At 63.3% G+C, this 23,921-nt stretch carries 29 protein-coding genes; 17 read left to right on the top strand and 12 right to left on the bottom strand.

The features are described 5' to 3' along the window. Window positions 1-4 precede the first annotated feature (4 nt). Window positions 5-1,489: a carboxypeptidase M32 gene (locus tag O7B34_RS26460; RefSeq protein ID WP_337148793.1), complete on the bottom strand. Its 1,485-nt coding sequence runs from the start codon at window positions 1,487-1,489 to the stop codon at window positions 5-7. Between the two features lie 142 nt (window positions 1,490-1,631). Between O7B34_RS26460 and O7B34_RS26465 the strand changes: the two genes are divergently transcribed. Beyond that, window positions 1,632-1,985 (top strand): DUF1304 domain-containing protein, encoded by a 354-nt coding sequence (locus tag O7B34_RS26465; RefSeq protein ID WP_337148794.1) that lies wholly within the window; start codon window positions 1,632-1,634, stop codon window positions 1,983-1,985. 98 nt (window positions 1,986-2,083) lie between these two features. On the opposite strand, the gene O7B34_RS26470 is transcribed toward O7B34_RS26465, so the two are convergent. From O7B34_RS26470 to O7B34_RS26500, 7 genes are all read right to left on the bottom strand, one after another. Then, entirely contained in the window at window positions 2,084-2,509 is a 426-nt protein-coding gene (locus O7B34_RS26470) for a hypothetical protein (protein WP_337148795.1), read from the bottom strand. A gap of 250 nt (window positions 2,510-2,759) precedes the next feature. Then, entirely contained in the window at window positions 2,760-3,791 is a 1,032-nt protein-coding gene (locus O7B34_RS26475; protein ID WP_140508938.1) for a peptidoglycan -binding protein, read from the bottom strand. Between the two features lies 1 nt (window position 3,792). After that, a complete protein-coding gene (locus tag O7B34_RS26480) occupies window positions 3,793-4,818 on the bottom strand; it encodes a MotA/TolQ/ExbB proton channel family protein (RefSeq protein WP_027141776.1) in 1,026 nt (341 codons plus the stop codon). A gap of 120 nt (window positions 4,819-4,938) precedes the next feature. Then, window positions 4,939-5,625, bottom strand: a complete 687-nt coding sequence (trhA, locus tag O7B34_RS26485) for a PAQR family membrane homeostasis protein TrhA (protein ID WP_337148796.1) — start codon at window positions 5,623-5,625, stop codon at window positions 4,939-4,941. 82 nt (window positions 5,626-5,707) lie between these two features. Further along, entirely contained in the window at window positions 5,708-6,508 is an 801-nt protein-coding gene (locus O7B34_RS26490; RefSeq protein ID WP_337128867.1) for an inositol monophosphatase family protein, read from the bottom strand. An 86-nt stretch (window positions 6,509-6,594) separates the two neighbouring features. Beyond that, window positions 6,595-7,161 carry an elongation factor P gene (gene efp, locus O7B34_RS26495; protein ID WP_027141779.1) on the bottom strand — a complete coding sequence of 189 codons (567 nt, stop codon included), beginning with the start codon at window positions 7,159-7,161 and terminating at the stop codon, window positions 6,595-6,597. Window positions 7,162-7,300: 139 nt separating this feature from the next. Continuing rightward, window positions 7,301-8,170: a LysR family transcriptional regulator gene (locus O7B34_RS26500; RefSeq protein ID WP_337148797.1), complete on the bottom strand. Its 870-nt coding sequence runs from the start codon at window positions 8,168-8,170 to the stop codon at window positions 7,301-7,303. A gap of 106 nt (window positions 8,171-8,276) precedes the next feature. Here O7B34_RS26500 and O7B34_RS26505 point away from each other — a divergent pair, with 106 nt between their 5' ends. Further along, a complete protein-coding gene (locus O7B34_RS26505; RefSeq protein ID WP_337148798.1) occupies window positions 8,277-9,293 on the top strand; it encodes a zinc-dependent alcohol dehydrogenase family protein in 1,017 nt (338 codons plus the stop codon). A gap of 15 nt (window positions 9,294-9,308) precedes the next feature. Here the strand turns inward: O7B34_RS26505 and O7B34_RS26510 are convergent, their stop codons facing one another. The 3 genes from O7B34_RS26510 to O7B34_RS26520 form a co-directional block, all read right to left on the bottom strand. Then, entirely contained in the window at window positions 9,309-10,304 is a 996-nt protein-coding gene (locus O7B34_RS26510) for a tetratricopeptide repeat protein (RefSeq protein ID WP_442921005.1), read from the bottom strand. Window positions 10,305-10,350: 46 nt separating this feature from the next. Beyond that, window positions 10,351-10,998 carry a thiamine phosphate synthase gene (locus tag O7B34_RS26515; protein ID WP_337148800.1) on the bottom strand — a complete coding sequence of 216 codons (648 nt, stop codon included), beginning with the start codon at window positions 10,996-10,998 and terminating at the stop codon, window positions 10,351-10,353. A 133-nt stretch (window positions 10,999-11,131) separates the two neighbouring features. Then, window positions 11,132-12,037 (bottom strand): DMT family transporter, encoded by a 906-nt coding sequence (locus tag O7B34_RS26520; protein ID WP_337148801.1) that lies wholly within the window; start codon window positions 12,035-12,037, stop codon window positions 11,132-11,134. Between the two features lie 132 nt (window positions 12,038-12,169). On the opposite strand from O7B34_RS26520, the gene O7B34_RS26525 reads away from it, so the two are divergent. The 3 genes from O7B34_RS26525 (at window position 12,170) to O7B34_RS26535 (ending at window position 14,338) form a co-directional block, all read left to right on the top strand. Continuing rightward, window positions 12,170-12,628: an Lrp/AsnC family transcriptional regulator gene (locus O7B34_RS26525; RefSeq protein WP_337105675.1), complete on the top strand. Its 459-nt coding sequence runs from the start codon at window positions 12,170-12,172 to the stop codon at window positions 12,626-12,628. A 94-nt stretch (window positions 12,629-12,722) separates the two neighbouring features. Continuing rightward, window positions 12,723-13,451, top strand: coding sequence for a class I SAM-dependent methyltransferase (locus O7B34_RS26530; RefSeq protein ID WP_337148802.1), 729 nt, complete (start codon window positions 12,723-12,725; stop codon window positions 13,449-13,451). 116 nt (window positions 13,452-13,567) lie between these two features. Continuing rightward, window positions 13,568-14,338, top strand: a complete 771-nt coding sequence (locus tag O7B34_RS26535; RefSeq protein WP_337148803.1) for a sulfite exporter TauE/SafE family protein — start codon at window positions 13,568-13,570, stop codon at window positions 14,336-14,338. 30 nt (window positions 14,339-14,368) lie between these two features. On the opposite strand, the gene O7B34_RS26540 is transcribed toward O7B34_RS26535, so the two are convergent. Next, on the bottom strand, window positions 14,369-14,920 hold the full coding sequence (locus tag O7B34_RS26540) for a DUF2269 family protein (RefSeq protein ID WP_337142300.1): 552 nt from the start codon (window positions 14,918-14,920) through the stop codon (window positions 14,369-14,371). 323 nt (window positions 14,921-15,243) lie between these two features. On the opposite strand from O7B34_RS26540, the gene O7B34_RS26545 reads away from it, so the two are divergent. The 12 genes from O7B34_RS26545 to O7B34_RS26600 all read left to right on the top strand — a co-directional run bounded on the left by O7B34_RS26545 (window position 15,244) and on the right by O7B34_RS26600 (window position 23,893). After that, window positions 15,244-15,624: a hypothetical protein gene (locus O7B34_RS26545; protein WP_337142299.1), complete on the top strand. Its 381-nt coding sequence runs from the start codon at window positions 15,244-15,246 to the stop codon at window positions 15,622-15,624. A 384-nt stretch (window positions 15,625-16,008) separates the two neighbouring features. Further along, entirely contained in the window at window positions 16,009-16,542 is a 534-nt protein-coding gene (gene rcdA, locus O7B34_RS26550) for a protease adaptor protein RcdA (protein WP_027141789.1), read from the top strand. A 96-nt stretch (window positions 16,543-16,638) separates the two neighbouring features. After that, window positions 16,639-17,151, top strand: a complete 513-nt coding sequence (ruvC, locus tag O7B34_RS26555) for a crossover junction endodeoxyribonuclease RuvC (protein WP_027141790.1) — start codon at window positions 16,639-16,641, stop codon at window positions 17,149-17,151. Between the two features lie 13 nt (window positions 17,152-17,164). Continuing rightward, the gene (gene ruvA, locus O7B34_RS26560; protein WP_337148804.1) at window positions 17,165-17,785 is read left to right on the top strand and encodes a Holliday junction branch migration protein RuvA; all 621 of its coding nucleotides are present in this window, start codon (window positions 17,165-17,167) and stop codon (window positions 17,783-17,785) included. Window positions 17,786-17,849: 64 nt separating this feature from the next. After that, a complete protein-coding gene (locus O7B34_RS26565; protein WP_027141792.1) occupies window positions 17,850-18,134 on the top strand; it encodes an AbrB/MazE/SpoVT family DNA-binding domain-containing protein in 285 nt (94 codons plus the stop codon). Continuing rightward, window positions 18,131-18,535 (top strand): PIN domain-containing protein, encoded by a 405-nt coding sequence (locus O7B34_RS26570; RefSeq protein WP_337142298.1) that lies wholly within the window; start codon window positions 18,131-18,133, stop codon window positions 18,533-18,535. Before O7B34_RS26565 ends, O7B34_RS26570 begins: the two co-directional genes overlap by 4 nt. Next, window positions 18,532-19,569, top strand: coding sequence for a Holliday junction branch migration DNA helicase RuvB (gene ruvB, locus O7B34_RS26575; RefSeq protein ID WP_027141794.1), 1,038 nt, complete (start codon window positions 18,532-18,534; stop codon window positions 19,567-19,569). Before O7B34_RS26570 ends, ruvB begins: the two co-directional genes overlap by 4 nt. Window positions 19,570-19,765: 196 nt before the next feature. Next, a complete protein-coding gene (locus O7B34_RS26580) occupies window positions 19,766-20,662 on the top strand; it encodes a metallophosphoesterase (RefSeq protein WP_337105679.1) in 897 nt (298 codons plus the stop codon). A 161-nt stretch (window positions 20,663-20,823) separates the two neighbouring features. Then, complete coding sequence (ybgC, locus tag O7B34_RS26585) at window positions 20,824-21,294, top strand: tol-pal system-associated acyl-CoA thioesterase (RefSeq protein WP_337148806.1); 471 nt, start codon at window positions 20,824-20,826, stop codon at window positions 21,292-21,294. 259 nt (window positions 21,295-21,553) lie between these two features. Beyond that, window positions 21,554-22,264 carry a protein TolQ gene (gene tolQ, locus O7B34_RS26590; protein ID WP_015315267.1) on the top strand — a complete coding sequence of 237 codons (711 nt, stop codon included), beginning with the start codon at window positions 21,554-21,556 and terminating at the stop codon, window positions 22,262-22,264. A gap of 11 nt (window positions 22,265-22,275) precedes the next feature. Next, window positions 22,276-22,728 (top strand): protein TolR, encoded by a 453-nt coding sequence (gene tolR, locus O7B34_RS26595; protein WP_027141797.1) that lies wholly within the window; start codon window positions 22,276-22,278, stop codon window positions 22,726-22,728. Window positions 22,729-22,735: 7 nt separating this feature from the next. Continuing rightward, entirely contained in the window at window positions 22,736-23,893 is a 1,158-nt protein-coding gene (locus O7B34_RS26600; protein WP_337148807.1) for an energy transducer TonB family protein, read from the top strand. Window positions 23,894-23,921 lie beyond the last annotated feature (28 nt).

Raw genomic sequence — 23,921 nt, forward strand, 5'->3', positions numbered from 1 at the left:
GGTCTCATCCACCGTAGCGCTGCCTCAGGTGATTGACGAAGTAAACGGCGTTGAGTTTTTCGCCGGTGGCGCGTTCGAGCAGGTCCGGCGTCGACCAGCGCGATCCCTGCGACCATATCTTCTTGCGGCGCCAGTCGTTGATGGCCGCGAAATTCCCCTTCACCAGGTCGTCATCGGCGGAAGGATGTTCGCGCACCAGCGCGGCCCATTGCTGCGCCGCCATCATCGCGCCCAGCGTGTAGGAGGGGAAATAGCCGAAGGCGGCACCCGGCCAGTGCACGTCCTGCATCGGCCCATCGGCCGGATTGTCAATGGTGGAGAGGCCGAGATAGTCGCGCATCTTGGCGTCCCAGGCTTCGGGTAGATCAGCCACCTCCAGCCTGCCCGAGACGAGTTCCTGCTCCAGTTCGTAGCGCAGTATGACATGCAGCGGATAGGTTACTTCGTCGGCATCCACGCGGATCAGGCCGCGCTCGACGCGATGCACATGCGGCAGGAGATCATCGAGCGACCAGGTTTCGCCGAGATGCTTTTCCACCACCGGCAGCGCCCAGTGCCAGAAAGCAGGATTGCGGCCGATCTGCTTTTCGACGAACAGGCTCTGGCTTTCATGCACGGCCATGCCGCGGGCCTTGCCGAGCGGCCAGTGCGACCATGCCTTCGGCAGGTTCTGCTCATAGAGCGCATGGCCGGTCTCGTGCAGCACGCCCATCAGCGCCGACAGGAAGTCCGATGTCTTGTAGCGGGTGGTGATGCGCACGTCGCTGGGCACGCCGCCGCAGAACGGATGGTGCGACACCGACAGCGAGCCGTGCGTCAGGTCGAAGCCGACCGCCGCCATCATGGCGAGACCGAGTTCGCGTTGCCGGTCGATAGCATAGGTGCCCGAAAGCGGTTTCAGCGGATGCTTGCGCAGCCGCGCTTCCTGGATCGCCAGCGCCTCCGGCACGAAGCCTCTAAGGAAGGCCTTCAGGTCGGCGAAGACGGGAGTGATGTCGGCCGTGCGGTTGCCGGGATCGTATTGTTCCATCAGCGCGTCATAGGGCGCGAGGCCGAGCACGTCGGAGCGCAGGGCCGCCTCTTCGCGCACCAGCGCCACCACGCCCTCGAGCGCCGGCTGGAAGCCAGCCCAGTCGTTCTTGGCGCGCAGGTCGCGCCACAGCTGCTCGCAACGCATGCGCGCCGTTGTCTGGCGTTCGACGAATTCGACCGGCAGGCAGGTCAGGTTGGTGTACTGCCGCCGCAGTTCGGTCAGGGCCGCGCGCTGCTCATCGTCCAATGCCTCGGCTTCGGCGGCGGCGATCCAGTCCGATATTTCCGGCGCGGTCGCCCTGGTGTGATACATGCCGGCCAGTGCCGCCATCGCCTCGGCGCGCTTCTCGCCACCGCCGACGGCCATATGGGTCGCTTCATCGGCGCCGAGGATGGCCAGCGCATGCTCAAGCGCTTCGAGCTTATGGCCGAGGTCGTCGAGTTTGTGAAAGGACATGGCGGCTTCCGTGATTGAGGACGGCGCGAAAAGACACCAACGCAAAAGCCTTGGCAACCCTCAGATCCCATTCAGCAGATGCAGCTTGCACAGGCGTGGTCGAGCATGAAATGCTGCTGGCGACGCATGCAGGGGGAGCAGAATGATCGGTGACATCCTGGTCGGGCTGGTGGCCTTGATCCATGTCTACATCGTCTATCTCGAGATGGTTCTTTGGGACACGCCGCGCGGGCACAAGACATTCCGCCTGACGCCGGAATTCGCCAGTGCCTCGAAGGTGCTCGCCGCCAATCAGGGTCTCTACAACGGATTTCTCGCCGCCGGCCTGATCTGGGGGCTTTACCTCGGCGCCGGCGGGTTCCAGGTCAAGGTCTTCTTCTTGTTGTGCGTGGCCATTGCCGGTCTCTATGGCGCGGCAACGGTCGGCCGCAAGGTCCTTTACATCCAGACCATGCCGGCGGCGGCCGCCCTGATCGCGGTCTGGCTCGGTTGGTAGGCAGGATGGGCTGGTAAGGAAAAGGACGCCTGCGGGATTGGGGTCCCCGAAGGCGCCAGTTGGTCCCTTCCTCAAGGACATTTCCAGGCAGGATCGCCTCAGCCGTTCGGATAGTTTCCGCCGTCGGCGCCATCGCCCATCAGGAAACCGCTGCCGGTGTTGACCATCAGACGCTGGTCGACAGTGTCGAGCTGGCGCAGCAGGTCATGGTATTGCGCGGCCGGTATCCTGCCGTGATCCGACGCGGCTATCTTCTCGGCGGCCCGACCGATACGCGCGGTGCGCATTTCCAGGCGCTCCGCGACGGCCGGGTTGATGTTGTTGGCTTGCCTGGCGTCGACGATGCCCTGATGGACACCCCGAACCTGCTCAATGAGCGCCTCGACACGCGGGCCCGTCATGGCGGTCGGATCGGTCGCATCGAGTGCGCCCTTGTGGTGGCCCGCGGCATAGGCGCCGGCAAGCGGGGCCGCGATCAGAATCGCGGCAAGGGTTGCGGTCTTGAGAGATGCTGAAGTGCTCATGGGAGGTTCCTCCTGCCGGGAAGGGAGAGCGGCCGCGCCGCTTCGCCTTCCGACCAGTTTGGGTCGTCCAGTTCCGTCGCGTCGCGATGGGAGGCATCGCCGGCGGTTCTCGGCCCTGCGCAGCAAGCTAGGAGCGCTTCCGCGCGAAGTGTAATTAAAAAAAAATAATCTTTTCAGGCCTTGCCGGCCGCCGCTTGCGCCCTAGAGTTGAGCCGGCGAACAAATTCGCGTGAGTTCGCGTGATGATGGATCAACGTTCGGTGAGCTTCAGTTCAATGCGGCGGTTCTTGTTACGCGCTTCGTCGGTGTCGGCGGGGTCGAGCGGCTGGAACTCGCCGAAGCCGGCGGCGACCAGCCGGTTGGCCGGCACGCCGTTCTCGATCAGGAACTTGACCACCGAGGTCGAGCGCGCCGTCGACAGCTCCCAATTGTCGCGGTAACGGCCATTGCCGGACAGCGGCTTGTTGTCGGTATGACCATCGACGCGCAGCACCCAGTTGATCTCCGGCGGGATCTCTTTCTGCAATTCGATGATGGCATCGGCGAGCTTCTTCATCTCGACCTTGCCGGCGTCGTTGATCACTTCGGAGCCGGTCGGGAACAGCACTTCCGACTGGAACACGAAGCGGTCGCCGACGATGCGGATGTTCTCGCGGTCGGCGAGGATCTCGCGCAGGCGCCCGAAGAAATCGGAGCGGTAGCGGTTCAATTCCTGCACACGCTGCGCCAGCGCCACGTTCAGGCGACGGCCGAGATCGGCGATCTTGGTGTTGGAATCGCGGTCGCGCGTTTCGGAGACGTTGAGGGCATCCTCGAGCGCGCCGATCTGCTTGCGCAAGGCCGCGATCTGCTGGTTGAGGATCTCGACCTGGCTCAGCGCCTGCTGGCTGATCTGGCGCTGGTTGTCGAGTTCACCACCCAACTGCGCGGCACGCTGGTTGGCGGCGTCGCCGGCGCCGGCACCTTGCGCCAGCAACTGCTCGAGCCGGCTCTTTTCCGCCTGCGCCGCCGACAGGGACGCCTGCAGATTGGCGAGCGAATCCTCCTTGTCCTGCGCCGTCGAGCGCTCCAGCGCCAGAAGCTGGGTCAGTTCGTTGATCTGCGAGTTGAGGCGCGACAGTGCCGTGTCCTTGCCGGAGATTTCACGGCCGAGCAGGAACTGCGCCAACACGAAAACGGTGAGCAGGAACATGATGGCGAGCAGCAGCGTCGACAACGCGTCGACGAAGCCAGGCCAATAGTCGATGCGGCGATCGGTACGCCGGCCCCTGGCAAGCGCCATGCTAGTGCACCCCGGGCTTCTTCAGCGCGTCGGCGATCTTTTCCAGCGTGTTGCGCATCGCCTTCTGCTCGTCGGACTGGGCCTCGACCCAATCGCGCATGATCTGCTGCTCGGAACGCATGTTCTTGACCAGGCCGGAAATGCCGTCGGCGAGATTGGCCATGGCGGTGGCGACGCGCGGATTGGAGCCGCCGCCGTTCTCCTGCATGCTGCGCAGCCGTTCCGACAGGACGCGGATCTCGTCGGAAGATTCGGCCTTGGCCGGGTCGGAAACGACAATGTCGGACGACAGATCGGTGACCGAGGACAGCCAGTTCTCGAGCTCGGTGTAGAAGCGCGTCTGGGCGCGGCCGGCCTGCAGGTCGAGGAAGCCGAGCACGAGCGAGCCGGAGAGGCCGAACAGCGAGGACGAGAAGGCGGTGCCCATGCCGGCCAGCGGCGCCGACAGGCCCTGCTTCAGCGAATCGAGCACCGCCGCGGCATCACCCGTGCCAGGATCGAGCGATTCAATCGTCTCGCGGATCGAGCCGATTGTATTCAATAGGCCCCAGAAGGTGCCAAGCAGGCCGAGGAACACCAGAAGGCCAACCAGGTAGCGCGAGGTGTCGCGGCTTTCGTCGAGGCGCGTGGCGATGGAATCGAGCATTGTGCGCATCGAGGAGGTCGAAAAGGCCACGGACGACGAGCGACCGATCATCGCCTTCATCGGCGCCAGCAGCACCGGTTCGGTGGTCTCGGAGCCGGCGCGGAAGGAGTTGACCCAGCGCACCTCGCGAAACAGCCGCCCGACCTGCGTGAAGGCCAGCAGGATGCCGACGACGAGCACGCCGACGATCAGGCCGTTGAGGCCGGGATTGGTGACGAATGCCGTCGTGACCTGGCGGGTCAGGATGGCCGCGATGAAGGCGACGATGGCCAGGAAGATGACCATGGTCAGCAGAAAGACCTGAGGGCTCGACAATTTGTGCGGGTCGTAGATGAGCACGTCGGAGCGCCTGCCCATGCCGAAGGATCTGAGAAAAGCCATCCGTGCCCCGTTTCCGATGCCGCTGCCGCCGATCACGTAGTTGGCGACTCTAAACGGAATTGTGACCAAATTGAATGGTGCTTGGCAATATTGCCACAGGTGGCTTTTGGAGCCGGCGCTTCAAAGGCGGTTGATGATCAGGCAATCGACCATGGCCGCCAGATGCAGGCCGGCGCCGGTGACGACGAAGCCGTGCCACAGGGCGTTGTGGAAGCGCAGCGCCTTCCAGGCGAAGAAAATCACGCCGCAGGAATAGACGACGCCACCGGCGACGATGAGCACGATCGACGTGGTCGGCAGCGTCTCGACAAGCGGTTTGACAAGGACGATGCCGCTCCAGCCGATGGCAAGGTAGAAGACGATCGCCAGCCTGTCGAAGCGGCCGGGGAAAAACACCTTGATGGCAATGCCCGTTGCGGCCGCGGCCCAGACCAGAACGATCATCCAGCGCGCCAGCGGCGAGTTTCCCAGCTGGGCGAGAAAGGGTGTGTAGGTGGCGGCGATCAACAGATAGATCGCGGCATGATCGAAACGCCGCAAAATCCATTTCGCGGGCGAGGTCACCGGCCACAGATTGTAAGTCAGCGACACCGAAAGCACCGTGAGCAGCGAGACGACATAGAAGGCGGCTGCGATGTACTCGCCGGGCCCGACCCGGGAGGCGGCGAGCGCCAGCAGCGCCGAACCGGCCGCTATCGCCAGCACGATGCCCACCGCATGGACGATCCCGTCGGCGATCATCTCGGCGCGCGAATAGTGCCAGCGTCCGATGAACGGGATGTCGATCTGTGGCGGGGTGTCGGTCATCTATCGTCCTGCATCACCCTTAATCTGGGCGACCGACGGACAGTATTTCAAGCTTTGTTTGCGGTTTTACGACTGCGGCGGTTCAGCGCGGCGGGAGCGGCTTTTTCACCGTCTTCAGCAATGCGCGCTGGATGATCTCGTTGCCGGCGACGACCGTGCCGGTGTCGAGCATGTCCTGTCCGCCATCCATGTCGGAGGCGAAGCCGCCCGCCTCGCGGATCAAGAGCAGGCCGGCGGCGATGTCCCAGGCCGACAGGCCGACTTCCCAGAACCCGTCCATGCGTCCGGCGGCGACATAGGCAAGATCGAGCGAGGCGGAGCCCATGCGGCGTACGCCGGAGACCTCGGCCATGACGTTGCGCAGTTCGACCAGGAAATTGCCGTGATGGCCGCGGCCGAGATGCGGCACGCCGCAGCCGATCACCGTGTCGACAAGCTTGGTGCGGCCGGCGACGCGCAGGCGGCGGTCATTCATGAAGGCACCGCCGCCGCGCTCGGTCGTATAGAGCTCGTCCATGGCCGGATTGTAGATGACGCCGGCAACGATCTGACCCTGGCGCTCAAGCGCGATGGAGACGGCGAAAAGCGGAATGCCGTGCAGGAAATTGGTGGTGCCGTCGAGCGGATCGACGATCCAGCGGTGCTGGCTGTCATCGCCAATGACCGTGCCGCGCTCTTCCATCAGGAAACCGTAGCCCGGGCGCGCTTTCGACAATTCGGCAAACACGATGTCCTCGGCCTTGCGGTCGGCCTGGCTGACATAGTCGCCGGGGCCCTTCATCGAGACCTGCAGGTTCTGGACCTCGCCGAAGTCGCGCGACAGCGAGCGGCCGGCCTTCATTGCGGCCTGGACCATGACGTTGAGGAGGGCGGAGCGTGCCATAGTGCTTCTTCCTGGTGCGGCGCTTTAAGCTCTGTCTCGATGCATGCCGGTGACCCAAAACCAGGGCCACCTTTGGGCGACATGCATCAGTCGGCGCGGCGCACGTAAGTGATTTCGTTGGTGTCGACGATGATGCGTTCGCCGGCGCCGATGAAGGGCGGGACCAGCACCCGAATGCCGTTTTCCAGCACAGCCGGCTTGTAGGAGGACGCCGCCGTCTGGCCCTTCACCACGGGATCCGCCTCGGTGATGGTCAACGTCACATAGTCGGGCAGCGAAATGCCGATCGGCCGCTCCTCGTAGAGCTGAACCGTCACCATCATGCCGTCCTGCAGGAACGCGGCGCGGTCGCCGACGAAATCCTTGTTAAGTTCGAGTTGCTCGTAGCTTTGAGTATCCATGAACACCAGCGCGTCTTCCTGCTCGTAGAGGAAGGAAAAATCCTTCAGGTCGAGCCGGATCTGCTCGACCGTCTCGGCCGAACGGAAGCGTTCGTTGAGCTTGGTGCCGTTGATGAGGTTCTTCAGTTCGACCTGGTTATAGGCGCCGCCCTTGCCGGGCTTGACGGTGTTGGTCCTGACCGCCACCCAGAGGCCGCCATCGTGTTCGATGACATAGCCGGGACGGATTTCGTTGCCATTGATCTTGGCCATGATGATGGGATCCGGGATGCTGCCAACGGCCAGACCGTTGGTTGGGATGTTCGCCGTGACAAGCGATTTAGGGCTCCAAGACCACAAATCGCCCGGAGAGGCAAGGGAGGACGGGTCGGCTCCAGCCGGCAAGCCGGCATCAGGTCTCGATATCGAGGACGTCGCCGACGGTCGTTGCAATGGCCTGCGCGGCCTTCGCCAGGCGGTTGAGGTGAGGAGAGCGCAGTGCCACGACCTGCAATGAAAGGTCCAAATCTCCAGTATCGACAAGCGCGAGATCGTCGGGAAGTCCGCGCGCGGCGAGCCGCGACGGCATGAGGCCGAGGCCGTGTCCCCGACGTACCCATTCCATCTGCATCGCCGGGTCCTGAATTTCCGCCGCCACAACGAGCCGATGCCGTTCGCCGCCCAAAATGGCGAGGAGTCTCTGACGTGCGTCGCAAGGCTCGGGACTGAGCACCCAAGGCATGGAAGCCCAGGCGGTGTCCGTAAGACGGGATTTGGTAGCGCCGGCCTGCGCTATGACGGCGAGACGTTCGGTGCCGAGCACGTCCGGGCCTTGATGACCGGCGGGTCGTAGAACAATCGCCATGTCGAGCAGGCCGCGCTCGAACTGCTCGATCAGATCCGCGCTCCAGCCGGTCTTGAGCCGCAAGGATATTTTTGGAAACGTCGCAGCCGCGCGAGCTATACCGCCCGCAACGCCCCCGTCGGACAAGCCATGTGCCAAGCCGACACGCAGCACGCCTTGCGGTTCGGTGTCGGCGGCGAAGGCTTTCAGAGCGTCGATTGACGCCAGTATGTCTTTCGCGCGCTCCAACACCTCCAGTCCCGCCGTGGTCAGGCGCGGCGGCTTCTGCCGGCGATCAAGAAGCGTTGTCCCGAGCAGATCCTCCAGTCGCTGCACCTGACGGGTGACGGCAGGCTGCGTCAAAGGCAGGCGCCGGGCCACATTCTGAATAGAGCCTTCCTCGGCGAACAGAACGAGCGTGCGCAGTTCCTCCAGCATTCTAGCGGTGCTCCAAATGCATAATCATTCTGATTATTATGAATTTGAAATCATAAGCAAGGCAAGCGATTTTCCTTTCCAGGGACCTCCAAACGGAAAGAAGACAATGAAGGCGATCGAATTGCAGCACCTGGGCGGCATCGACAATCTCAGGCTGGTCGAGCGGCCGATGCCGGAACCGGGCCGCCAGGAGATGATTATCAAGGTCAAGGCCACGGCACTGAACTACCGCGACGTGGAAATCGCCCGTGGCAGTTACCACACTGCCTTTGCGCTGCCATTGGTTCCCCTTTCGGACGGCGTCGGCGAAGTGGTTGCAGTTGGCGCCGAAGTGACCCGCTTCAAGGTCGGCGACCGCGTCTGCGCTACATTTTGGCAGCGTTGGATCGGCGGCAGTTTCGCCATGGCCGAACCCTCCTATCAACGGGGCGGTCCCATCGACGGGTTGCTCAGCGAGTTCGCCAGGCTGGATGAACAGGCGGCCGTCCTTGCGCCAGAGCACCTGAGCGACGTCGAGGCCGCGACACTGCCTTGCGCCGCCGTGACAGCCTGGCATGCGCTGTTCACCGAAGGCTGCTTGAAACCCGGCGAGACGGTGCTGAGCCTGGGCACAGGCGGTGTCTCGCTGTTTGCGGTGCAGTTTGCCGCCGCCGCCGGCGCACGCGTCATCGTCACGTCAAGCAGCGACGACAAGCTCACGCGCGCAAAAGCGCTTGGCGCCCGTGACGGCATCAACTACCGCAGCGACCCGGATTGGGCGTCAGCCGTGCTGGCGCTCACCGGTGGGCGGGGCGCCGATCACATCATCGAAGTCGGCGGGCCGCAAAGCTTCGCCCAGTCGCTGAGGGCTTCGGCGCGGGGTGCCCAGATCAACGTAATCGGCTATCTCGGCGGTAGTGAAGGGGCAGTCAACCCGCTCGACATCTTCCGCCGCCAGGTCCGGGCACGCGGGATACCGGTTGGTTCACGCGAATCCTTCGAGGCGATGAACCGGGCTCTTGCCGTCAATCGGTTGACGCCGGTGATCGACAAGGTCTTGCCGTGGCGTGAGGCAGCCAGCGCCTTCCGCCATCTCGAACACGGCTCGCCCTTCGGCAAAGTCGTCCTGGATCACATGCAATAAGCGTGCGCGCTGTCCTCAGGGCAGGCGGTTCGCCTTCTGCAGGGCCTGCTTGGTCTGGTCGTCGCTCAGCCCTTGCAGGAAATCGTCCATTTCCTGATCGATGAGGCCGGCGCGGCGGGCGACGATGTACCAGGCGCCGGCGAGCACGAGGTCCGGATCGGTGCCGATGCCCTGCATATAGAGTTTTGCCAGCCGGTTCTGGGCCGCGACGTTGCCGCCTTCGGCGGCCTGCTTCGTCCAGCCGAAAGCCGATTTCAGGTCGCGCGCGCCGCCGCGGCCTTCGATCATCCAGGCGGCGAGATCGATCTGCGCGGTGTCATAGTTCTGACGGGCAGCCTGCGCCAGCAGCCGCCGTGCCTGTGCATCGTCGCGCGGCTTGCCGCCGACGCCGTTGGCATAGATTTGAGACATGGCGTATTGCGCATCGGCGAGACCGGTCGCCGCGGCGCGCTCATAATAGGAAACCGCCTTGGCCAGGCCGGCGTCGCCGGGATCCTGCTGGACCAGCATCTGCGCGAAATTGAATTGCGCCAGCTGGTTGCCGGCTTCGGCGGCGGCCTGCATCAGGGCATAGGCCCCCTTCGCGTCCTTCTTGACGTAGCGGCCGTCGAGCAGCATCAGCGCATATTGAAACTGCGATTCCGGCACGCCCTGCTCGGCGGCAAGCGCGTACCATTTCGCGGCCTCGGCCGAGTTCAACGGCACACCCAACCCACGCGACAGGATCTCGGCCACCAGCGTCTGCGCGGCCGGGTCGCCATTCTGCGCACGGACCAGCGCCAGATTGTAGGCGGTCTTGTAGAGCCCGCGCTGGAACGCGCCATAGGCGGCGTCGGCCGGCTTGGCGCCGAAACGATCGGGATTGACGCTGTCGACCGAGGGCAGCGGTGCGGGCTCCGCCGTGGTGGCAGGCTGGGGCAGTTGGTTTTCGATCGGCTTGTCGGTGTGCACGCCGGTTTCAGGCTTGGGCTGCGGCAAGGGTACGGTTTCGGCGGCGGCGGCCTGGATCATCACCGCCGCAAGCAGGGCCTGAAGGGAAAGCCTTGCCAGGGACACGTCAATCCTCGAAGCGCGGCGCTGTTTCGTCGAGCAGCGCATTGGCGCGGGCTATCGCCGCCTTCGGATCGACGCCGTCGGCGAACACGGCGCTGGACAGTGCGACGAACTCGGCGCCGGTGGCGGCCACCGTCTCGACTGAGGCAAGATCGGAGCCCGCCTCGACGATGCAGGGGATCTGGATCATCTGCGCCCACCATTGCCCCAATGACAGGTTGCGCGGATGCGGCTCGGGCTTGTTGTCGTAGCCGAAGCGGCCGAAGAAAATGTAATCGGGCCTGGCTTCGCCAAGCTCCAGCGCGTCGTCGCGGGTCTTGGCACCGCCGGCGCCAACCATCATCTTCGCCTGGAAATGCTCGATCGTCTCCGCGAGCTCGGCCTTGGAGACCTCGACATGGATGCCGTCGGCCTGGACCCGGCCCGCGATGCGGGTGTCGCCAGCGATGATGACGGCCACGCCCGCGGCCTGCGCGGCCGGCACGACCTGTTCGGCAAAGGCCTGGAAGGAGGCCTCGTCCATGCCGTTCTCGGGCAGGATCAGCGAGGCGATGTCGCCGCCGTCGAACGCGGCCGCGATGCGGGTGGCCGGCACGCCGGGCGGCGCGATCAGTACGATGCGGCAGCGGTTGGGGGGCGTTGCGTCATTCATGGTTCTTCGATCCCGGGTTTCGCCTATGCCGGGCGAAGATGGTTGGATTGCGGCATAGAGCAAACTGCCCGCTTTGAACAGGCGGGCAGCCAGGATCGCAATTTTTGACCGGCCGGGTAGCCGGCATGCCGCCTTACTTGACCGGCTGCGGGCTCGCGGCGGACGGTCTCGATTTCCACAATGTCCAGCCGAGGTTCATGCCGGCGGCAGCGATCAGGATGGCGGCGGCGCCGACGACCTGGCTGAAATGCAGCCGATGGCCGAAGGCGGTGACATCGACCAGGATGGCAACGACCGGATAGATGAAGGACAGCGACCCCTGCAGATGCGTCGGCAGCTTCTGGATGGCGCCGTACATCAGGATGTACATCAGGCCGGTGTGGACGATGCCGAGCGTCGCCAGCATGGCCCAGCTCCATGGGTCGGCGGGAAGATGCGAGAGATTGGCGAAGGGCGCCAGCATGACCACGCCGACGCAGACCTGGATGAGCGCGATCAGATGCGGCGGCGTGCCCTTGAGCTTCTTGGTGACGATGGCCGCGACGGCCCAGAAGAAGGCGGCGGCCAGGGCCATGAGAATGCCGGCGAAATAGTTCGTACCAACATCGCCGGAGTCAGGGGCGGCCCCGACGATCAGCACCATGCCGGCGAAGGCGATTGCCAGCCAGGTCAGCTTGGTCAATGTCAGCCGCTCGGCGAACAACAGCGCCCCGAAGCCGACCAGCATGAAGGGCTGCGTGTTGTAGACCGCGGTGGCGATCGAGATGGAGGCGCGTGAGAAGGCGCTGAACAGGAGCAGCCAGTTGATGACGATCGCCGCACCACCAAGCGCTGCGAGGCCGATGATGCGCAACGACAGCCTGTTGCGCAACAATCCAAGCGAAGCACAGATGACGAGCAGCGTCAGCGCGCCGAACGCGCAGCGCCAGAACACCACATCCATGATCGGCTGGCCGGACATGATGACGAACCATCCGATCGTTCCCAGGATCGCCATTGCGGCCGACATTTCGGCCGTGCCACGTACAGTATCGTTCATGATAAGCCTCTGAACCCGTTGAGGCGGCATAATCTCATGCGATGCCGAGGCTTTCCATCTCTATGAAAAGGAGATATGAGGGCTTTGCCTAATTATCTTAGGCTGGCACCTTGGAATCCGCGAGAAAAATAAATGCTGGATGACTTCGACCGAAATCTGCTGGAAATCCTGGTCAGGGATGCGCGGACCTCGCTGAAGGATCTGGCAGCCCAGGTCGGGCTGTCGTCGCCGAGCGTCTCGGAGCGGCTGCGGCGGCTCGAGGAGCGGGGCGTCATCCGGGCGTTCACCGTCGAGATCGATCCGCTGGCGCTCGGCTATACGCTCCAGGCGATCGTGCGGATCAAACCTTTGCCGGGCAAGCTGCACATCGTCCAGAAACTGATCGAGGAGATTGCCGAGTTCGGCGAATGCGACAAGGTGACGGGCGACGACTGTTTCGTCGCCCGGCTGTACGTGCGCTCGATCGGCGACCTCGACGGCATTCTCGACCGTATCGCCGACAAGGCCGAGACCAGCACCGCCATCATCAAGGCACAGCCGATCCGGCGACGGCCGCCGCCACTGGGGTTGCCGTCGGGCTCACAGGCTTGACCCGCGTGGCCATGGTGGAAAGGCGCGGCGAGTACACCAGAATACACCAAATGTCAGTCTTCCGCCAGATGGCTGTCCGAGGAGCGAGAAAAACATGGCGCAAAACATTTACGATCAGCCGGATTTCTTCGCTGGCTACAGCCAGCTTGGCCGCTCGATCGAAGGCCTGAACGGCGCCGCCGAGTGGCCGGCGCTGCGTGCGATGCTGCCTGACGTGGCAGGCCTCAGGATCGTCGACCTCGGCTGCGGCTTCGGCTGGTTTTGCCGCTGGGCGCACGAGCAAGGGGCGAGGCAAGTCCTTGGGCTTGACCTGTCGGAGAAGATGCTTGCCCGTGCGAGAGCGGCCGGCCCGGACGCCAGCGTCACCTACGAGAGAGCCGACCTCGACCAGCTAAGCCTGCCGCAAGGCGGCTTCGATCTCGCCTACAGTTCGCTCGCCTTGCACTATGTCGAGGATATTGAGCGCCTGTTCAGGACCGTGCACCAGGCCCTGTCGCCCCGCGGCCATTTTGTCTTCTCGACGGAACATCCGATCTACATGGCCCCAACCAATCCGGGCTGGTCGAGCGATGGGGAAGGGAAAAGGACCTGGCCTGTCGACCGGTATCTGGTGGAAGGGCCGCGCAAGACCGACTGGCTGGCCAAGGGGGTGGTCAAACATCACCGCACCATCGGCACAACGCTCAACACCCTGATCCGCACGGGTTTCACAATCGAGCATGTCGAGGAATTCCGTCCGACGGACGCGCAGATCGCGGCCCGGCCGGACCTTGCGGAAGAGCTCGAGCGGCCGATGTTCCTGCTGGTTTCGGCGCACCGATAAGCGTTCGAAGCCCGTTGGCCCGATATGTCGCGGCCAGTCGATATTTACGGTCGCCGAGCAGGCGATTCCAGTCTATTCAGACGTTGATCCGCTTTCCCTCCAGACCAGCCCTCCCCATGTCAGGCCTGCTTCTCGATCCGTGGTTCTACGCGGCCGCCGTCCCGGCGGTCATTCTGGTCGGCCTGTCCAAGGGCGGTTTTGGCGGCGCCGTCGGCTTTGTCGGCGTGCCGCTGATGGCGCTGACCATGCCGCCGGTGCAGGCGGCCGCCATCCTGCTGCCGATCCTGTGCCTGATGGACATCGTCTCGGTGTGGACATGGTGGGGCGTCTATAACAGAAAGATGCTGGCCGACATGATGCCTGGCGCCATCATCGGCATCGGGCTTGGCTGGCTGACGGCGGCACTCGTCACCGAGGAAGCGGTGCGGCTCATCGTCGGTGCCGTCGCCATCATCTTCGTCCTGCGCTGGCTTTACCTGCAATTTCGTCATGGTTCCGACCATATGGCCGCACCCAATCGCGTGGCCGCGGCCATATGGGGCACGGTCGCAGGCTTCACCAGCTTCGTCGCCCATGTCGGCGGCCCGCCCTTTCAAGTCTATGCCTTGCCGATCCGACTCGACCCCAAGGTGCTGTCGGGCACGGCAGCGATCTTCTTTGCCGCCACCAACGCGCTGAAGCTCATTCCCTATTTCGCGCTCGGCCAGTTCGACACCGCCAATCTGACGGCGTCGGCGGTGCTGATGCCGCTGGCGCCGTTGTCGACCATCGCCGGTGCGTGGCTGGTGCGGCGCATGCGGCCGGAGGTTTTTTATCCCTTCACCTATGCGACCGTGGCGGTCGTGGCTGTGAAGCTTCTGTGGGACGGGATTGCCGGCCTGATGTAGACCGGCGCCCCTTCAGGCGATCCGCTCTGGTCAGGCGGCGTTGGGCACCATGCGACGTGTCCGGCCGAGCGCCATTGTGGCGCCGGCGGCAAGAACCACAACCATGCCGGCGAGAATGGCGACGTCGTGCAGGGTGGGCTTCAGCACCATGTCGGTGACGATGACCAGCATGACCGCATAATCGAAGCGCGCCGCCCGCAGGATGCGCTGGCCGTAGGCAAGTGCCGCGGGCGTCACGCCGTCCCTGGCGATCATCGCGGTCATGTGGTCGGCTGTCGGCTTGAAAACGAACATGCCGATGCAGAAGGTCGTGGCGTAGCCGGCAAGGCCGATCAGGATCCAGAGATCGGAGAAGCCGACCCAGAATGAGCACATGATCAAGCCGAAGGCCAATGTCAGCATCGACATCGGCGCGAAGAAGCGGTTGCCCAGCTCGCCGGTGGCGCGCATCGCCTGCAGCGTTCCCTGAATGTTACCGGCACGATCCGCCAGCGTCGCCAGCACCATCAGCGTGAAGCCGCCACCGACCCAAAGCATCGCCGAAACGATGTGCAGCAATTTGACGATGGAATACCAATCCATGACTTTCTCCCCATGTCCAATAATGATGGCGAGGCAGGCCATTGCCCCTTCGCCGATCAGATGCCGCCGCGTTTAGCGCCGCGGTTGTTTCCGAACGATGTCGTGGAAAAGCCGGCCGTGTTTCAGACTGCCGGCTAACGAAAGGAGCGACTAATATGATGAACGCACCGCCCGATTTTCTGCTATGCCGGGAGCGTCGGGGGGGCGACATCGTCCGGAAACAGTGCCGATGCTAGTGCCGACGCAGGAAGTGCGGCGGCGACAGCGCTCGCCTGACGATCAACTCATTCCCAGCTTGGGAAAAGGCAATTCGGGGGACTAATATGCAAGGGACAGCACGGAATTTCTTCACGCTGGCGATCATCTATGCGCTGTGCGGCATGGCACTCGGCATCCACATGGCCATCAGCGAAGATCATGGCCAGATGCCGACCCACGCCCACACCATGGTGGCGGGCTGGCTGATGTCGGCGGTCTTCGCGTTCTTTTACCACCTGTTTCCGGCTGCCGGGCAAAAGACGCTGGCCCTGGTCCATTTCTGGCTGACGGCAATCAGCGGCATCGGGCTCATGATCGGCCTTTATATACTGCTTGCCGGAAATCCGGGGATCGAGCCGTTGCTGGGGATATCTTCGATCGGCTTCTACGCAGGCATTCTGCTGTTCGCCTTCATTGCCTTGCCGGTGGTGTGGAAAAAGGCCTGAGGGAAGGTTGAAACCGGACCTGTGCGGCTGTGCTGTTACGGCACAGGAGCACGGGTTGGGTTAAAAAATATCAGGGATGTTAAGGGTTCATTAAGCTTTACAGGCGTTTACTATGTCCATCCAGTGATCTGGATTCTTACCGAGTGGTTGGAGCCACTTTGTTTGACGCCTCCCTGTTAAACTCCTGAGAGCCGCCTTATCCGCGGCTCTTTTTTTGTCCGCATTCCGGCGGCATTCCGCGCGGCCGTTCCCCGTTAACCTTCTGTTAAACATGTGCTTGCCTTCACCCCGGACGAAGCGCATTTTCAAGCTTCAGTTATATAGGGTCCCGGGTGTATCGGCAGAGAGCCGAATCGGCCGGTTGCGAGTGCAGGGGCGTTATCAATGAACGAGCCTTCGAAGGGCATTGCGAAAACCGTGAAGCTGGCGGAGCGCCGGGTTTTTTCGCACTCCTTCAAACCGCTTTACCAGGAAGGCATGGGACTGGTCGAACAGGCGGCGGAGTATCTCGACGGCAAGGGCCGGGCCGAGGCCAAGAAACTGTCGCGGCTGGCGGCCACGCTCTACGCGGCCGAATCGATGCGACTGACCACCAGGCTGATGCAGGTTGCCTCGTGGCTGCTTTTGCAGCGCGCGGCGAATTCCGGCGAGATGACCCGCGACCAGGTCGCATCGGAAAAGTCCAAGGTGCGCCTCGACACCGCTTCCGCCCATGACGAGGCGGCCGGCTGGGCCGAACTGCCGAACGATTTTCTCGACCTCGTCAACCGGTCGCTGCGCCTGCAGGCATTGGTGCGCCGCATGGATGAAGAGATCTACGGCGCCGGCGCGGTGGTCGACATGCAGCCCGTCGCCCGCCGGCCCAATCCGGTTTCGGACCAGATCAGCCTGCTCAACACGGCGTTCGCCCGCAATTAAGCGATCTCGCAATCGCTCCCCTTGAATTGGCAAGGGTTGTTTCTGGTTTGTTCACATTTCGCTGGCATCGCTGTCCGCCGGGGGTAAAGTCACCGGATGGGGGACGCGATTCGCATCATCGGTATCGATCCGGGGCTCAGGCGCACCGGCTGGGGCATTGTCGAGAGCCTCGGCAATTCCTTGCGTTTTGTCGCTTCGGGTACCGTGCGCTCCGAGGACAAGGCAGCGCTGGCGACGCGGCTCTGTCAACTGCATGATGGGCTTGCCGAAGTCCTGCATCAGGCCATGCCGCATGAGGCCGCCGTCGAACAGACCTTCGTCAACAAGGACGCCGTTGCGACGCTGAAGCTCGGCCAGGCGCGCGGCATTGCCATGCTGGTCCCGGCGCGGGCGGGCCTCGTCGTCGCCGAATATGCGCCCAATGCGGTGAAGAAGGCGGTGATCGGCGTCGGCCACGGTGACAAGAAGCAGATCCACATGATGGTGAAGGTGCTGCTGCCGAAGGCGATCTTCGACACCGAACACGCCGCCGACGCGCTGGCCATCGCGATTTGCCACGCGCACCACCGGCAGAGTGCTGCCTATCGGCTGGCGGTATTGGCATCATGAGAGGCTGTTGGGGATGATCGGCAAGCTCAAGGGCACGCTCGACGAGGTCGACGAAGATCATTGTCTCGTCGATATCCACGGCGTCGGCTATGTCGCCTATTGCTCGACCCGCACGCTGGCGGCACTGCCTTCGCCCGGCGAAGCGGTGGTGCTGTTCATAGAGACCTATGTCCGCGAGGACATGTTGCGGCTCTATGGTTTCCAGTCGCAGCTCGAGCGCGAATGGTTTCGGTTGCTGATGAACAACGTGCCGGGCGTCGGCGCCAAGGTGGCGCTGGCCATCCTGTCGACGCTGGCGCCGGCCGACCTCGCCAATGCCATTGCACTGCGCGACATCGCCATGGTTTCCCGCGCCCCTGGCGTCGGCAAGAAGGTGGCCGAGCGCATCGTCACCGAATTGAAGGCCAAGGCACCGGCCTATGCGGGCACCGCCACCGGCACCATTGGGCTCAAACAGGAACTCGGCGAAGGCGTGGCGCCGGCGCCGATCACCGACGCGGTCTCGGCCCTGGTCAACCTCGGCTATTCGCGTGACACCGCCGCCAATGCGGTGTCGGCGGCGCTGAAGACGGCGGGCGAGGGCGCCGATGCGTCGAAACTCATCCGCTTCGGGCTGAAGGAACTGGCGCGGTGATTGCTTGAACACTAAATTCCAGCTATAATATGTTTTGTAAGTAATTTCTTCGAAAGTAAGAAAAATGGGCGCCTACGCAAGCCTGACATCGAAAGGCCAGCTTACCATCCCAAAGGATGTCAGGGATGCGCTGTCGCTCAAGGCGGGTGACATGATCGCCTGGACGGTAGTGGATGGCTACTTGATCGGAACGCCGCGCAATCTCGACTTTGCTGACCTCGCCGGATTCCTGGGAGATCCGCCCGACGGTCCGGCTTCACTCGAGGAAATCGATGCCGCGGTTCGGGACGCTGTTGGACGGCATGTTGTCGGGGACGCGCCGAAGGGCGGGCATGAGGGCGACGCGTGACGTCGATAGGCATCGATACGAACGTTCTGCTTCGAATGGTGCTGAACGATGATGCCGAGCAAAGGGCAAAAGCCTTGGCTTTCGGCAAAGGCCTTAGTGAGGATACCCCAGGCTTTGTCAGCCTGATCGTCCTGGTCGAGTTCAGTTGGTCGCTGATTTCTCGTTACAGGATGTCCAGGGAACAAGTCCTGGCGGCAATCCAAAGACTGCTGAAAATCAGAACGTTGGTTTTCGAGGATTTCGATGCCATCGTGATCGCGCTCGACAGGTCCAACATGCCGCAAGTTGACTTTGCCGATGCGCTAATCGCCGAGCACAACCGAAATGTAGGTTGTTCCCACACGGTCACTTTCGATCAGCGGGCTGCAAGGTCCATTGCAAGCATGGAATTGCTGGCATGAGCCTTTCCCCCCGTCTCATTGCACCGGAAAAGCGTGGCGAGGACGCCGAGCAGACGTTGCGGCCGCAGACGCTCGACGATTTCGTTGGTCAGGCGGCGGTGCGGGCAAACCTCAAAGTCTTCATCGAGGCCGCCAAGGGCCGCAAGGAGGCGCTCGACCATGTGCTGTTCGTCGGACCGCCGGGGCTGGGCAAGACGACGCTGGCGCAGATCATGGCACGTGAGCTCGGCGTCAATTTCCGCTCGACCTCCGGGCCGGTCATCGCCAAGGCAGGCGATCTCGCGGCACTGCTGACAAATCTCGAAGAAGGCGATGTGCTGTTCATCGACGAGATCCACAGGCTCAACCCGGCAGTGGAGGAAATCCTCTATCCGGCGATGGAGGATTTCCAGCTCGACCTGATCATCGGCGAGGGACCGGCGGCGCGCTCGGTCAAGATCGACCTTGCGCGCTTCACCCTTGTGGCAGCCACCACGCGGCTCGGCCTGCTCACCAATCCGTTGCGCGACCGCTTCGGCATTCCGGTACGGCTCAATTTCTACACGGTCGAGGAATTGGAGCAGATCGTGCGGCGCGGCGCTCGCATCCTGCAGATGCCGCTCGGCAACGACGGTGCGCTCGAGATCGCGCGGCGCGCGCGCGGCACGCCGCGCATCGCCGGCCGGCTGTTGCGGCGGGTGCGCGATTTCGCCTCGGTTGCCGGCGACGGCCATGTCGACCGCCTGATCGCCGACGAAGCCTTGACCCGGCTCGAAGTCGATGCGCTCGGCCTCGACGCGCTCGACCGCCGCTATCTCAGCATGATCGCGCGCAATTTCGGCGGCGGGCCGGTGGGCATCGAGACGATCGCGGCGGGCCTGTCCGAGCCGCGCGACGCCATCGAGGACATCATCGAACCCTATCTGATCCAGCAGGGCTTCATCCAGCGCACGCCGCGCGGACGCATGCTGACCGCCAATGCCTGGCGCCATCTCGGCCTCGATGCGCCGAAGGATCTGGCGCAGCAGCAGATCAACCTGTTCCAGGAAGAGTAGCTTCCGACGCCGCTTTTCACGCCGATCAAGCATCAGTGAACGGACCTGCGCAAATTCTCCTCATCTTCGCCGGCTTGCAGGCGTATTCTTGGATTGTATCGGGCTCGCTGCCTCTTGCACGTCGTCCTCCCAAATCGAGATCGCTTTTGGAGGACAGGCATCAGCGCATGCCGAAATGAGGTGCCGGAGTCACTCAATGATAACCAGACGCGGGTTCCTGCGCTTCATCGGCGGGTCATTCCTGTCGGTCGCCTCGTTCAGTGCCTACGCCGTCGGCATCGAGCCGATGCTGCTGACGCATGTGAAGCGCTATGCGCTCACGCCACCGCATTGGCCCGCCGGATTGAAGCTTCGCGTCGTCGCGCTCGCCGACATCCACGCCTGCCGGCCGTGGATGACGCCGGAGCGGATCGCTTCGCTTGCCGAAGAGGCGAATGCTCTGCAGCCGGACCTGATCGTGCTGCTCGGCGACTACATCGCCGGCATTCGCCTGTTGTCACAAAGGGTGACGCCGCCGGAATGGGCGGGCGCCCTGTCGGGCCTCAAGGCACCGCTCGGCGTGCTGTCGATCCTCGGCAATCACGACTGGTGGGCCGACGGCTTCGCGCAGCGTGCCGGAGTTGGTCCGACGATCGCGCGCAAGGCATTGGAGAAGGTCGGCATCCCGGTTCTGGAGAACGACGTCGTGCGTCTGGAAAAGGACGGACATGGCGTATGGATCGCCGGCCTCGCCGATCAGTTGGCGCTGTTGCGGAAAAAGAAGCACGAGCGTCCCAGGCGATTGGACGATCTCGACGGCACGCTGGCTAAAATCAGCGACGCCGCGCCTGTCATCCTGCTGGCGCACGAACCGGACATTTTTCCAAAAGTGCCGTCGCGCGTGTCGCTGACGCTAGCGGGACACACCCATGGCGGGCAGGTGCGGCTGTTCGGCTATTCGCCTATCGTGCCGTCGCAGTTCGGCAATCGATACGCCTATGGCCATGTCATCGAGAACGACCGCAACCTGATCGTCTCGGGCGGGCTCGGCTTCAGCAATTTGCCCATCCGTTTCGGCATGCGTCCGGAAATCCTGCAGATCGACCTCGGCTGACCGGCACTTCAGGGGCAGACTTCGGATTGCGTCCGGCTCGGCCTTCTCGCCATCGAACGCTTCGACGACGCCAGCACGGGTCTTGATCCGCGCCGTCAACAGTGCCATCGGGTTCATGCGCCAAAAATACCTGCCGCGTCGGCATCAAAAAGGGAAGCGCAATGGGCGATCATGGTGAATCCGCGGCATTGCTGGCTGGGCTTTCCGGCGCGCTGACCGAGTTCGGCCACCGGCTGATGGCACGGGTCTATTATGCCGATACCGATTTCTCGGGCGTCGTCTATCACGCGCGCTATCTCGAATTCCTCGAGCGCGGCCGGTCCGATTATCTCAGGCTCACCGGCGTGCATCATACCGAGCTCGCCGACGGCAAGCATGGCGAGAAGATCGTGTGGGTGGTACGCCGCATGGAGATCGACTTCCGCATCCCCGCCCGCATCGACGACATACTGACCGTCGACACCCGCACGCAGGACATCTCAGGCGCGCGCATCTTCATGGCGCAGCAGCTCAAGCGCGGCGACGAGGTGCTGGTCGAGGCCAAGGTCGAGGCGGCGATCATCGGCGAGGCCGGCCGGCCGAGGCGCTTCCCCAGGGAATGGGTCGCGGCCTTCATGCCTCGGGTACGCTGATATTCAGGTGATGCCGGCCTGCGATGCCCGGGCGCGGCAATGCGCCGCGCCTGATAGACTAACCCATCCTTAACCATAACGGTTCATGAAGAGATTGGCGAAGATTGGCGTTATCCAGCGCCTTCCTTTCACCAATATTTGCCCCGAAAAGGCCGCTAACGGCACGGTTTGGGGTGTCCGGTAGCTTCGTGCGAACCGACCACAAGGGATGCCAGGGGCCAGCCGCCAGCTTCGCCCGGAAAATCTTAAGGACGTAACGATGGAAAATATCGCACTCGCCGAACCGGGCGCGCAATTGTCGATTTGGGCCCTGTTCATGCAGGCCAGCTGGGTGGTCAAGCTGGTCATGATCGGGCTGCTCTGCGCCTCGGTGTGGACCTGGGCGATCATCGTCGACAAGTTGGTCGCCTATGGCCGCATGCGGCTGGCACTGAACCGCTTTGAGCAGGTTTTCTGGTCCGGGCAGTCGCTGGAGGAACTCTACCGCACGCTCGCCGACCGCAAGACGACAGGCATGGGCGCCATTTTCGTCGCCGCCATGCGTGAATGGAAGAAGAGTTTCGAGAAAGGCGCCAAGTCGCCGCTCGGCCTGCAGACCCGTATCGACAAGGCCATGGACCTGGCGCTGACTCGCGAGATGGAGAAGCTGGAGGGACGCCTCGGCTTCCTTGCCACGACCGGATCGGCAGCACCTTTCATCGGCCTGTTCGGCACCGTCATCGGCATCATGACGTCGTTCCAGGCCATCGCGGGCTCCAAGAACACCAGCCTCGCGGTGGTCGCGCCCGGTATCGCCGAAGCGCTGCTGGCGACGGCCATCGGCCTGCTCGCCGCTATTCCGGCGGTCATCGCCTATAACAAGCTGTCATCGGATGCGAGCAAGATCGCTGTGCGCATGGAGGGGTTCTCCGACGAGTTCTCCGCCATACTCTCGCGCCAAATCGATGAAAAAGTAGCGCCTAAGGCCTGAGGAGTAACGAGATGGGTATGTCCGTAGGCATGGGAGGGCGCGGCGGGCGCGGCCACCGGCGGCGCGGCCGCCACCATGCGCTGATGTCGGAGATCAACGTCACGCCGATGGTCGACGTCATGCTCGTGCTTTTGATCATCTTCATGGTCGCCGCGCCGATGCTGACGGTCGGCGTGCCGATCGACCTGCCGGACACGCAGGCCAAGGCGATGAATGCCGACACCCAGCCAATCACCGTCTCGATCGATGCGACCGGCAAGATATTCCTGCAGGAAACCGAGATTCCGATCGAGGAACTGGTGGCCAAACTGCAGGCGATCTCGAAGACCGGTTATGAAGAGCGTATCTTCATTCGTGGCGACAAATCGACCGACTATGGCACGGCCATGAAGGTCATGGCTCGCATCTCGGCCGCTGGTTACAAGAACATCGGCCTGGTTTCACTGCAGGAACAGGATCAATAGACGCACGATGAGGACCGGCCTCACCACATCGGTGATCCTGCACACGGCGGTGCTGGCCTTCGGCTTGTTCACCCTGTCGGCGCCGGCCGCGCTTCCGTCGGCCGACGTGGAGTCGGTTGCGGTCGATATCGTGCCGATGGAAGCCATTGCGCAGACGCTACAGGGCGACAAGAAGGCCGTGATGCATGAAAAGCCGGCGCCGTTGCCGACGCAGCGTCCCGACGTCGTGCCGGATGCGCAGAAGGTGGGCGAAAACAGCGTCGACACCGACAAGCCGATAACGCCGGAAGCCAAGCCGAAACCCGTCGACACGACGTCGGCCCCGGCGCCAGCGCCAACCCCGAAGGAAATCCCGAAGACCGAGGACGTGCCGAAGCCGCAGGAAAAGCCCAAGCCCATTCCGGCGACGGAAGTGGCGCCAGCGCCGACGCCCAAGGAAGAGGTCAAGCCCGAGTCGGTCAAGAAGACGGAGCCCAAGCCGACGCCGGCCAAGCCGGCGCCGACACCGCCGCCGCAGGACAAGACCGCTGCTATCGATCCGACCCCTGAGGTCAAGCCGGATGCCGTCGCCGAGGCCATAGCCAAGGACCCGCCCACAGAAGAGACCCAATTGCCGAATTCGGCGCCCGCGCCGGAAGCGCGGCCAAAGCCGCAGCCGGCACAGGCCGAAAGCGCCAAGGCGCCTGACCGCAAGGATGCCGACAAGCCGGTCAAGGAAGCCTCGTCGAAGCCGAAGTCCGACGACAAGCAGTTCAACGCCAATGAGATTTCGGCCCTGCTCGACAAGCAGAAGCCGTCCGGCGGCGGCGCCAAGCGCTCGACCCAGCAGGCGTCGCTCGGTGGCGACAAGGATCAAGGCCAGAAGCTGTCGAAGTCGGAGCAGGGCGCCCTGGAAAGCCAGTTGGGCGGTTGCTGGACCTTGCCAGCCGGGCTTGAAGGGTCGGAGAATTTCGTCGTCGTCGTCCGTTTCAATCTGAACAACTCAGGCAAGCTCGACGGTCGCCCGTCGGTTGAAACATCGAGCGGCAACAGGCAGTTCGATGAGAGTGCGGTGCGCGCGGTTCAGAAATGCGACATGGCCGGCCTGCAGGTTCCCGCCGGCAAGCAAGATATCTGGAACGACATCCGGGTCACATTCGACCCAAGGGAGATGCTTGGCCTGTAGGCCCTGACATCCGAAAATCAGTATGAGA

Source organism: Mesorhizobium sp. Cs1299R1N3, from assembly GCF_037179625.1.
GTDB lineage: Bacteria > Pseudomonadota > Alphaproteobacteria > Rhizobiales > Rhizobiaceae > Mesorhizobium > Mesorhizobium salmacidum.

What these genes read in the sequence shown, in the direction of transcription:
- O7B34_RS26460 (WP_337148793.1), bottom strand. Translation starts at nt 1,489, where the DNA reads ATGTCCTTTCACAAACTCGACGACCTCGGCCATAAGCTCGAAGCGCTT.
- O7B34_RS26465 (WP_337148794.1), top strand. Translation starts at nt 1,632, where the DNA reads ATGATCGGTGACATCCTGGTCGGGCTGGTGGCCTTGATCCATGTCTAC.
- O7B34_RS26470 (WP_337148795.1), bottom strand. Translation starts at nt 2,509, where the DNA reads ATGAGCACTTCAGCATCTCTCAAGACCGCAACCCTTGCCGCGATTCTG.
- O7B34_RS26475 (WP_140508938.1), bottom strand. Translation starts at nt 3,791, where the DNA reads ATGGCGCTTGCCAGGGGCCGGCGTACCGATCGCCGCATCGACTATTGG.
- O7B34_RS26480 (WP_027141776.1), bottom strand. Translation starts at nt 4,818, where the DNA reads ATGGCTTTTCTCAGATCCTTCGGCATGGGCAGGCGCTCCGACGTGCTC.
- trhA (WP_337148796.1), bottom strand. Translation starts at nt 5,625, where the DNA reads ATGACCGACACCCCGCCACAGATCGACATCCCGTTCATCGGACGCTGG.
- O7B34_RS26490 (WP_337128867.1), bottom strand. Translation starts at nt 6,508, where the DNA reads ATGGCACGCTCCGCCCTCCTCAACGTCATGGTCCAGGCCGCAATGAAG.
- efp (WP_027141779.1), bottom strand. Translation starts at nt 7,161, where the DNA reads ATGGCCAAGATCAATGGCAACGAAATCCGTCCCGGCTATGTCATCGAA.
- O7B34_RS26500 (WP_337148797.1), bottom strand. Translation starts at nt 8,170, where the DNA reads ATGCTGGAGGAACTGCGCACGCTCGTTCTGTTCGCCGAGGAAGGCTCT.
- O7B34_RS26505 (WP_337148798.1), top strand. Translation starts at nt 8,277, where the DNA reads ATGAAGGCGATCGAATTGCAGCACCTGGGCGGCATCGACAATCTCAGG.
- O7B34_RS26510 (WP_442921005.1), bottom strand. Translation starts at nt 10,304, where the DNA reads ATGATCCAGGCCGCCGCCGCCGAAACCGTACCCTTGCCGCAGCCCAAG.
- O7B34_RS26515 (WP_337148800.1), bottom strand. Translation starts at nt 10,998, where the DNA reads ATGAATGACGCAACGCCCCCCAACCGCTGCCGCATCGTACTGATCGCG.
- O7B34_RS26520 (WP_337148801.1), bottom strand. Translation starts at nt 12,037, where the DNA reads ATGAACGATACTGTACGTGGCACGGCCGAAATGTCGGCCGCAATGGCG.
- O7B34_RS26525 (WP_337105675.1), top strand. Translation starts at nt 12,170, where the DNA reads ATGCTGGATGACTTCGACCGAAATCTGCTGGAAATCCTGGTCAGGGAT.
- O7B34_RS26530 (WP_337148802.1), top strand. Translation starts at nt 12,723, where the DNA reads ATGGCGCAAAACATTTACGATCAGCCGGATTTCTTCGCTGGCTACAGC.
- O7B34_RS26535 (WP_337148803.1), top strand. Translation starts at nt 13,568, where the DNA reads ATGTCAGGCCTGCTTCTCGATCCGTGGTTCTACGCGGCCGCCGTCCCG.
- O7B34_RS26540 (WP_337142300.1), bottom strand. Translation starts at nt 14,920, where the DNA reads ATGGATTGGTATTCCATCGTCAAATTGCTGCACATCGTTTCGGCGATG.
- O7B34_RS26545 (WP_337142299.1), top strand. Translation starts at nt 15,244, where the DNA reads ATGCAAGGGACAGCACGGAATTTCTTCACGCTGGCGATCATCTATGCG.
- rcdA (WP_027141789.1), top strand. Translation starts at nt 16,009, where the DNA reads ATGAACGAGCCTTCGAAGGGCATTGCGAAAACCGTGAAGCTGGCGGAG.
- ruvC (WP_027141790.1), top strand. Translation starts at nt 16,639, where the DNA reads ATGGGGGACGCGATTCGCATCATCGGTATCGATCCGGGGCTCAGGCGC.
- ruvA (WP_337148804.1), top strand. Translation starts at nt 17,165, where the DNA reads ATGATCGGCAAGCTCAAGGGCACGCTCGACGAGGTCGACGAAGATCAT.
- O7B34_RS26565 (WP_027141792.1), top strand. Translation starts at nt 17,850, where the DNA reads ATGGGCGCCTACGCAAGCCTGACATCGAAAGGCCAGCTTACCATCCCA.
- ruvB (WP_027141794.1), top strand. Translation starts at nt 18,532, where the DNA reads ATGAGCCTTTCCCCCCGTCTCATTGCACCGGAAAAGCGTGGCGAGGAC.
- O7B34_RS26580 (WP_337105679.1), top strand. Translation starts at nt 19,766, where the DNA reads ATGATAACCAGACGCGGGTTCCTGCGCTTCATCGGCGGGTCATTCCTG.
- ybgC (WP_337148806.1), top strand. Translation starts at nt 20,824, where the DNA reads ATGGGCGATCATGGTGAATCCGCGGCATTGCTGGCTGGGCTTTCCGGC.
- tolQ (WP_015315267.1), top strand. Translation starts at nt 21,554, where the DNA reads ATGGAAAATATCGCACTCGCCGAACCGGGCGCGCAATTGTCGATTTGG.
- tolR (WP_027141797.1), top strand. Translation starts at nt 22,276, where the DNA reads ATGGGTATGTCCGTAGGCATGGGAGGGCGCGGCGGGCGCGGCCACCGG.
- O7B34_RS26600 (WP_337148807.1), top strand. Translation starts at nt 22,736, where the DNA reads ATGAGGACCGGCCTCACCACATCGGTGATCCTGCACACGGCGGTGCTG.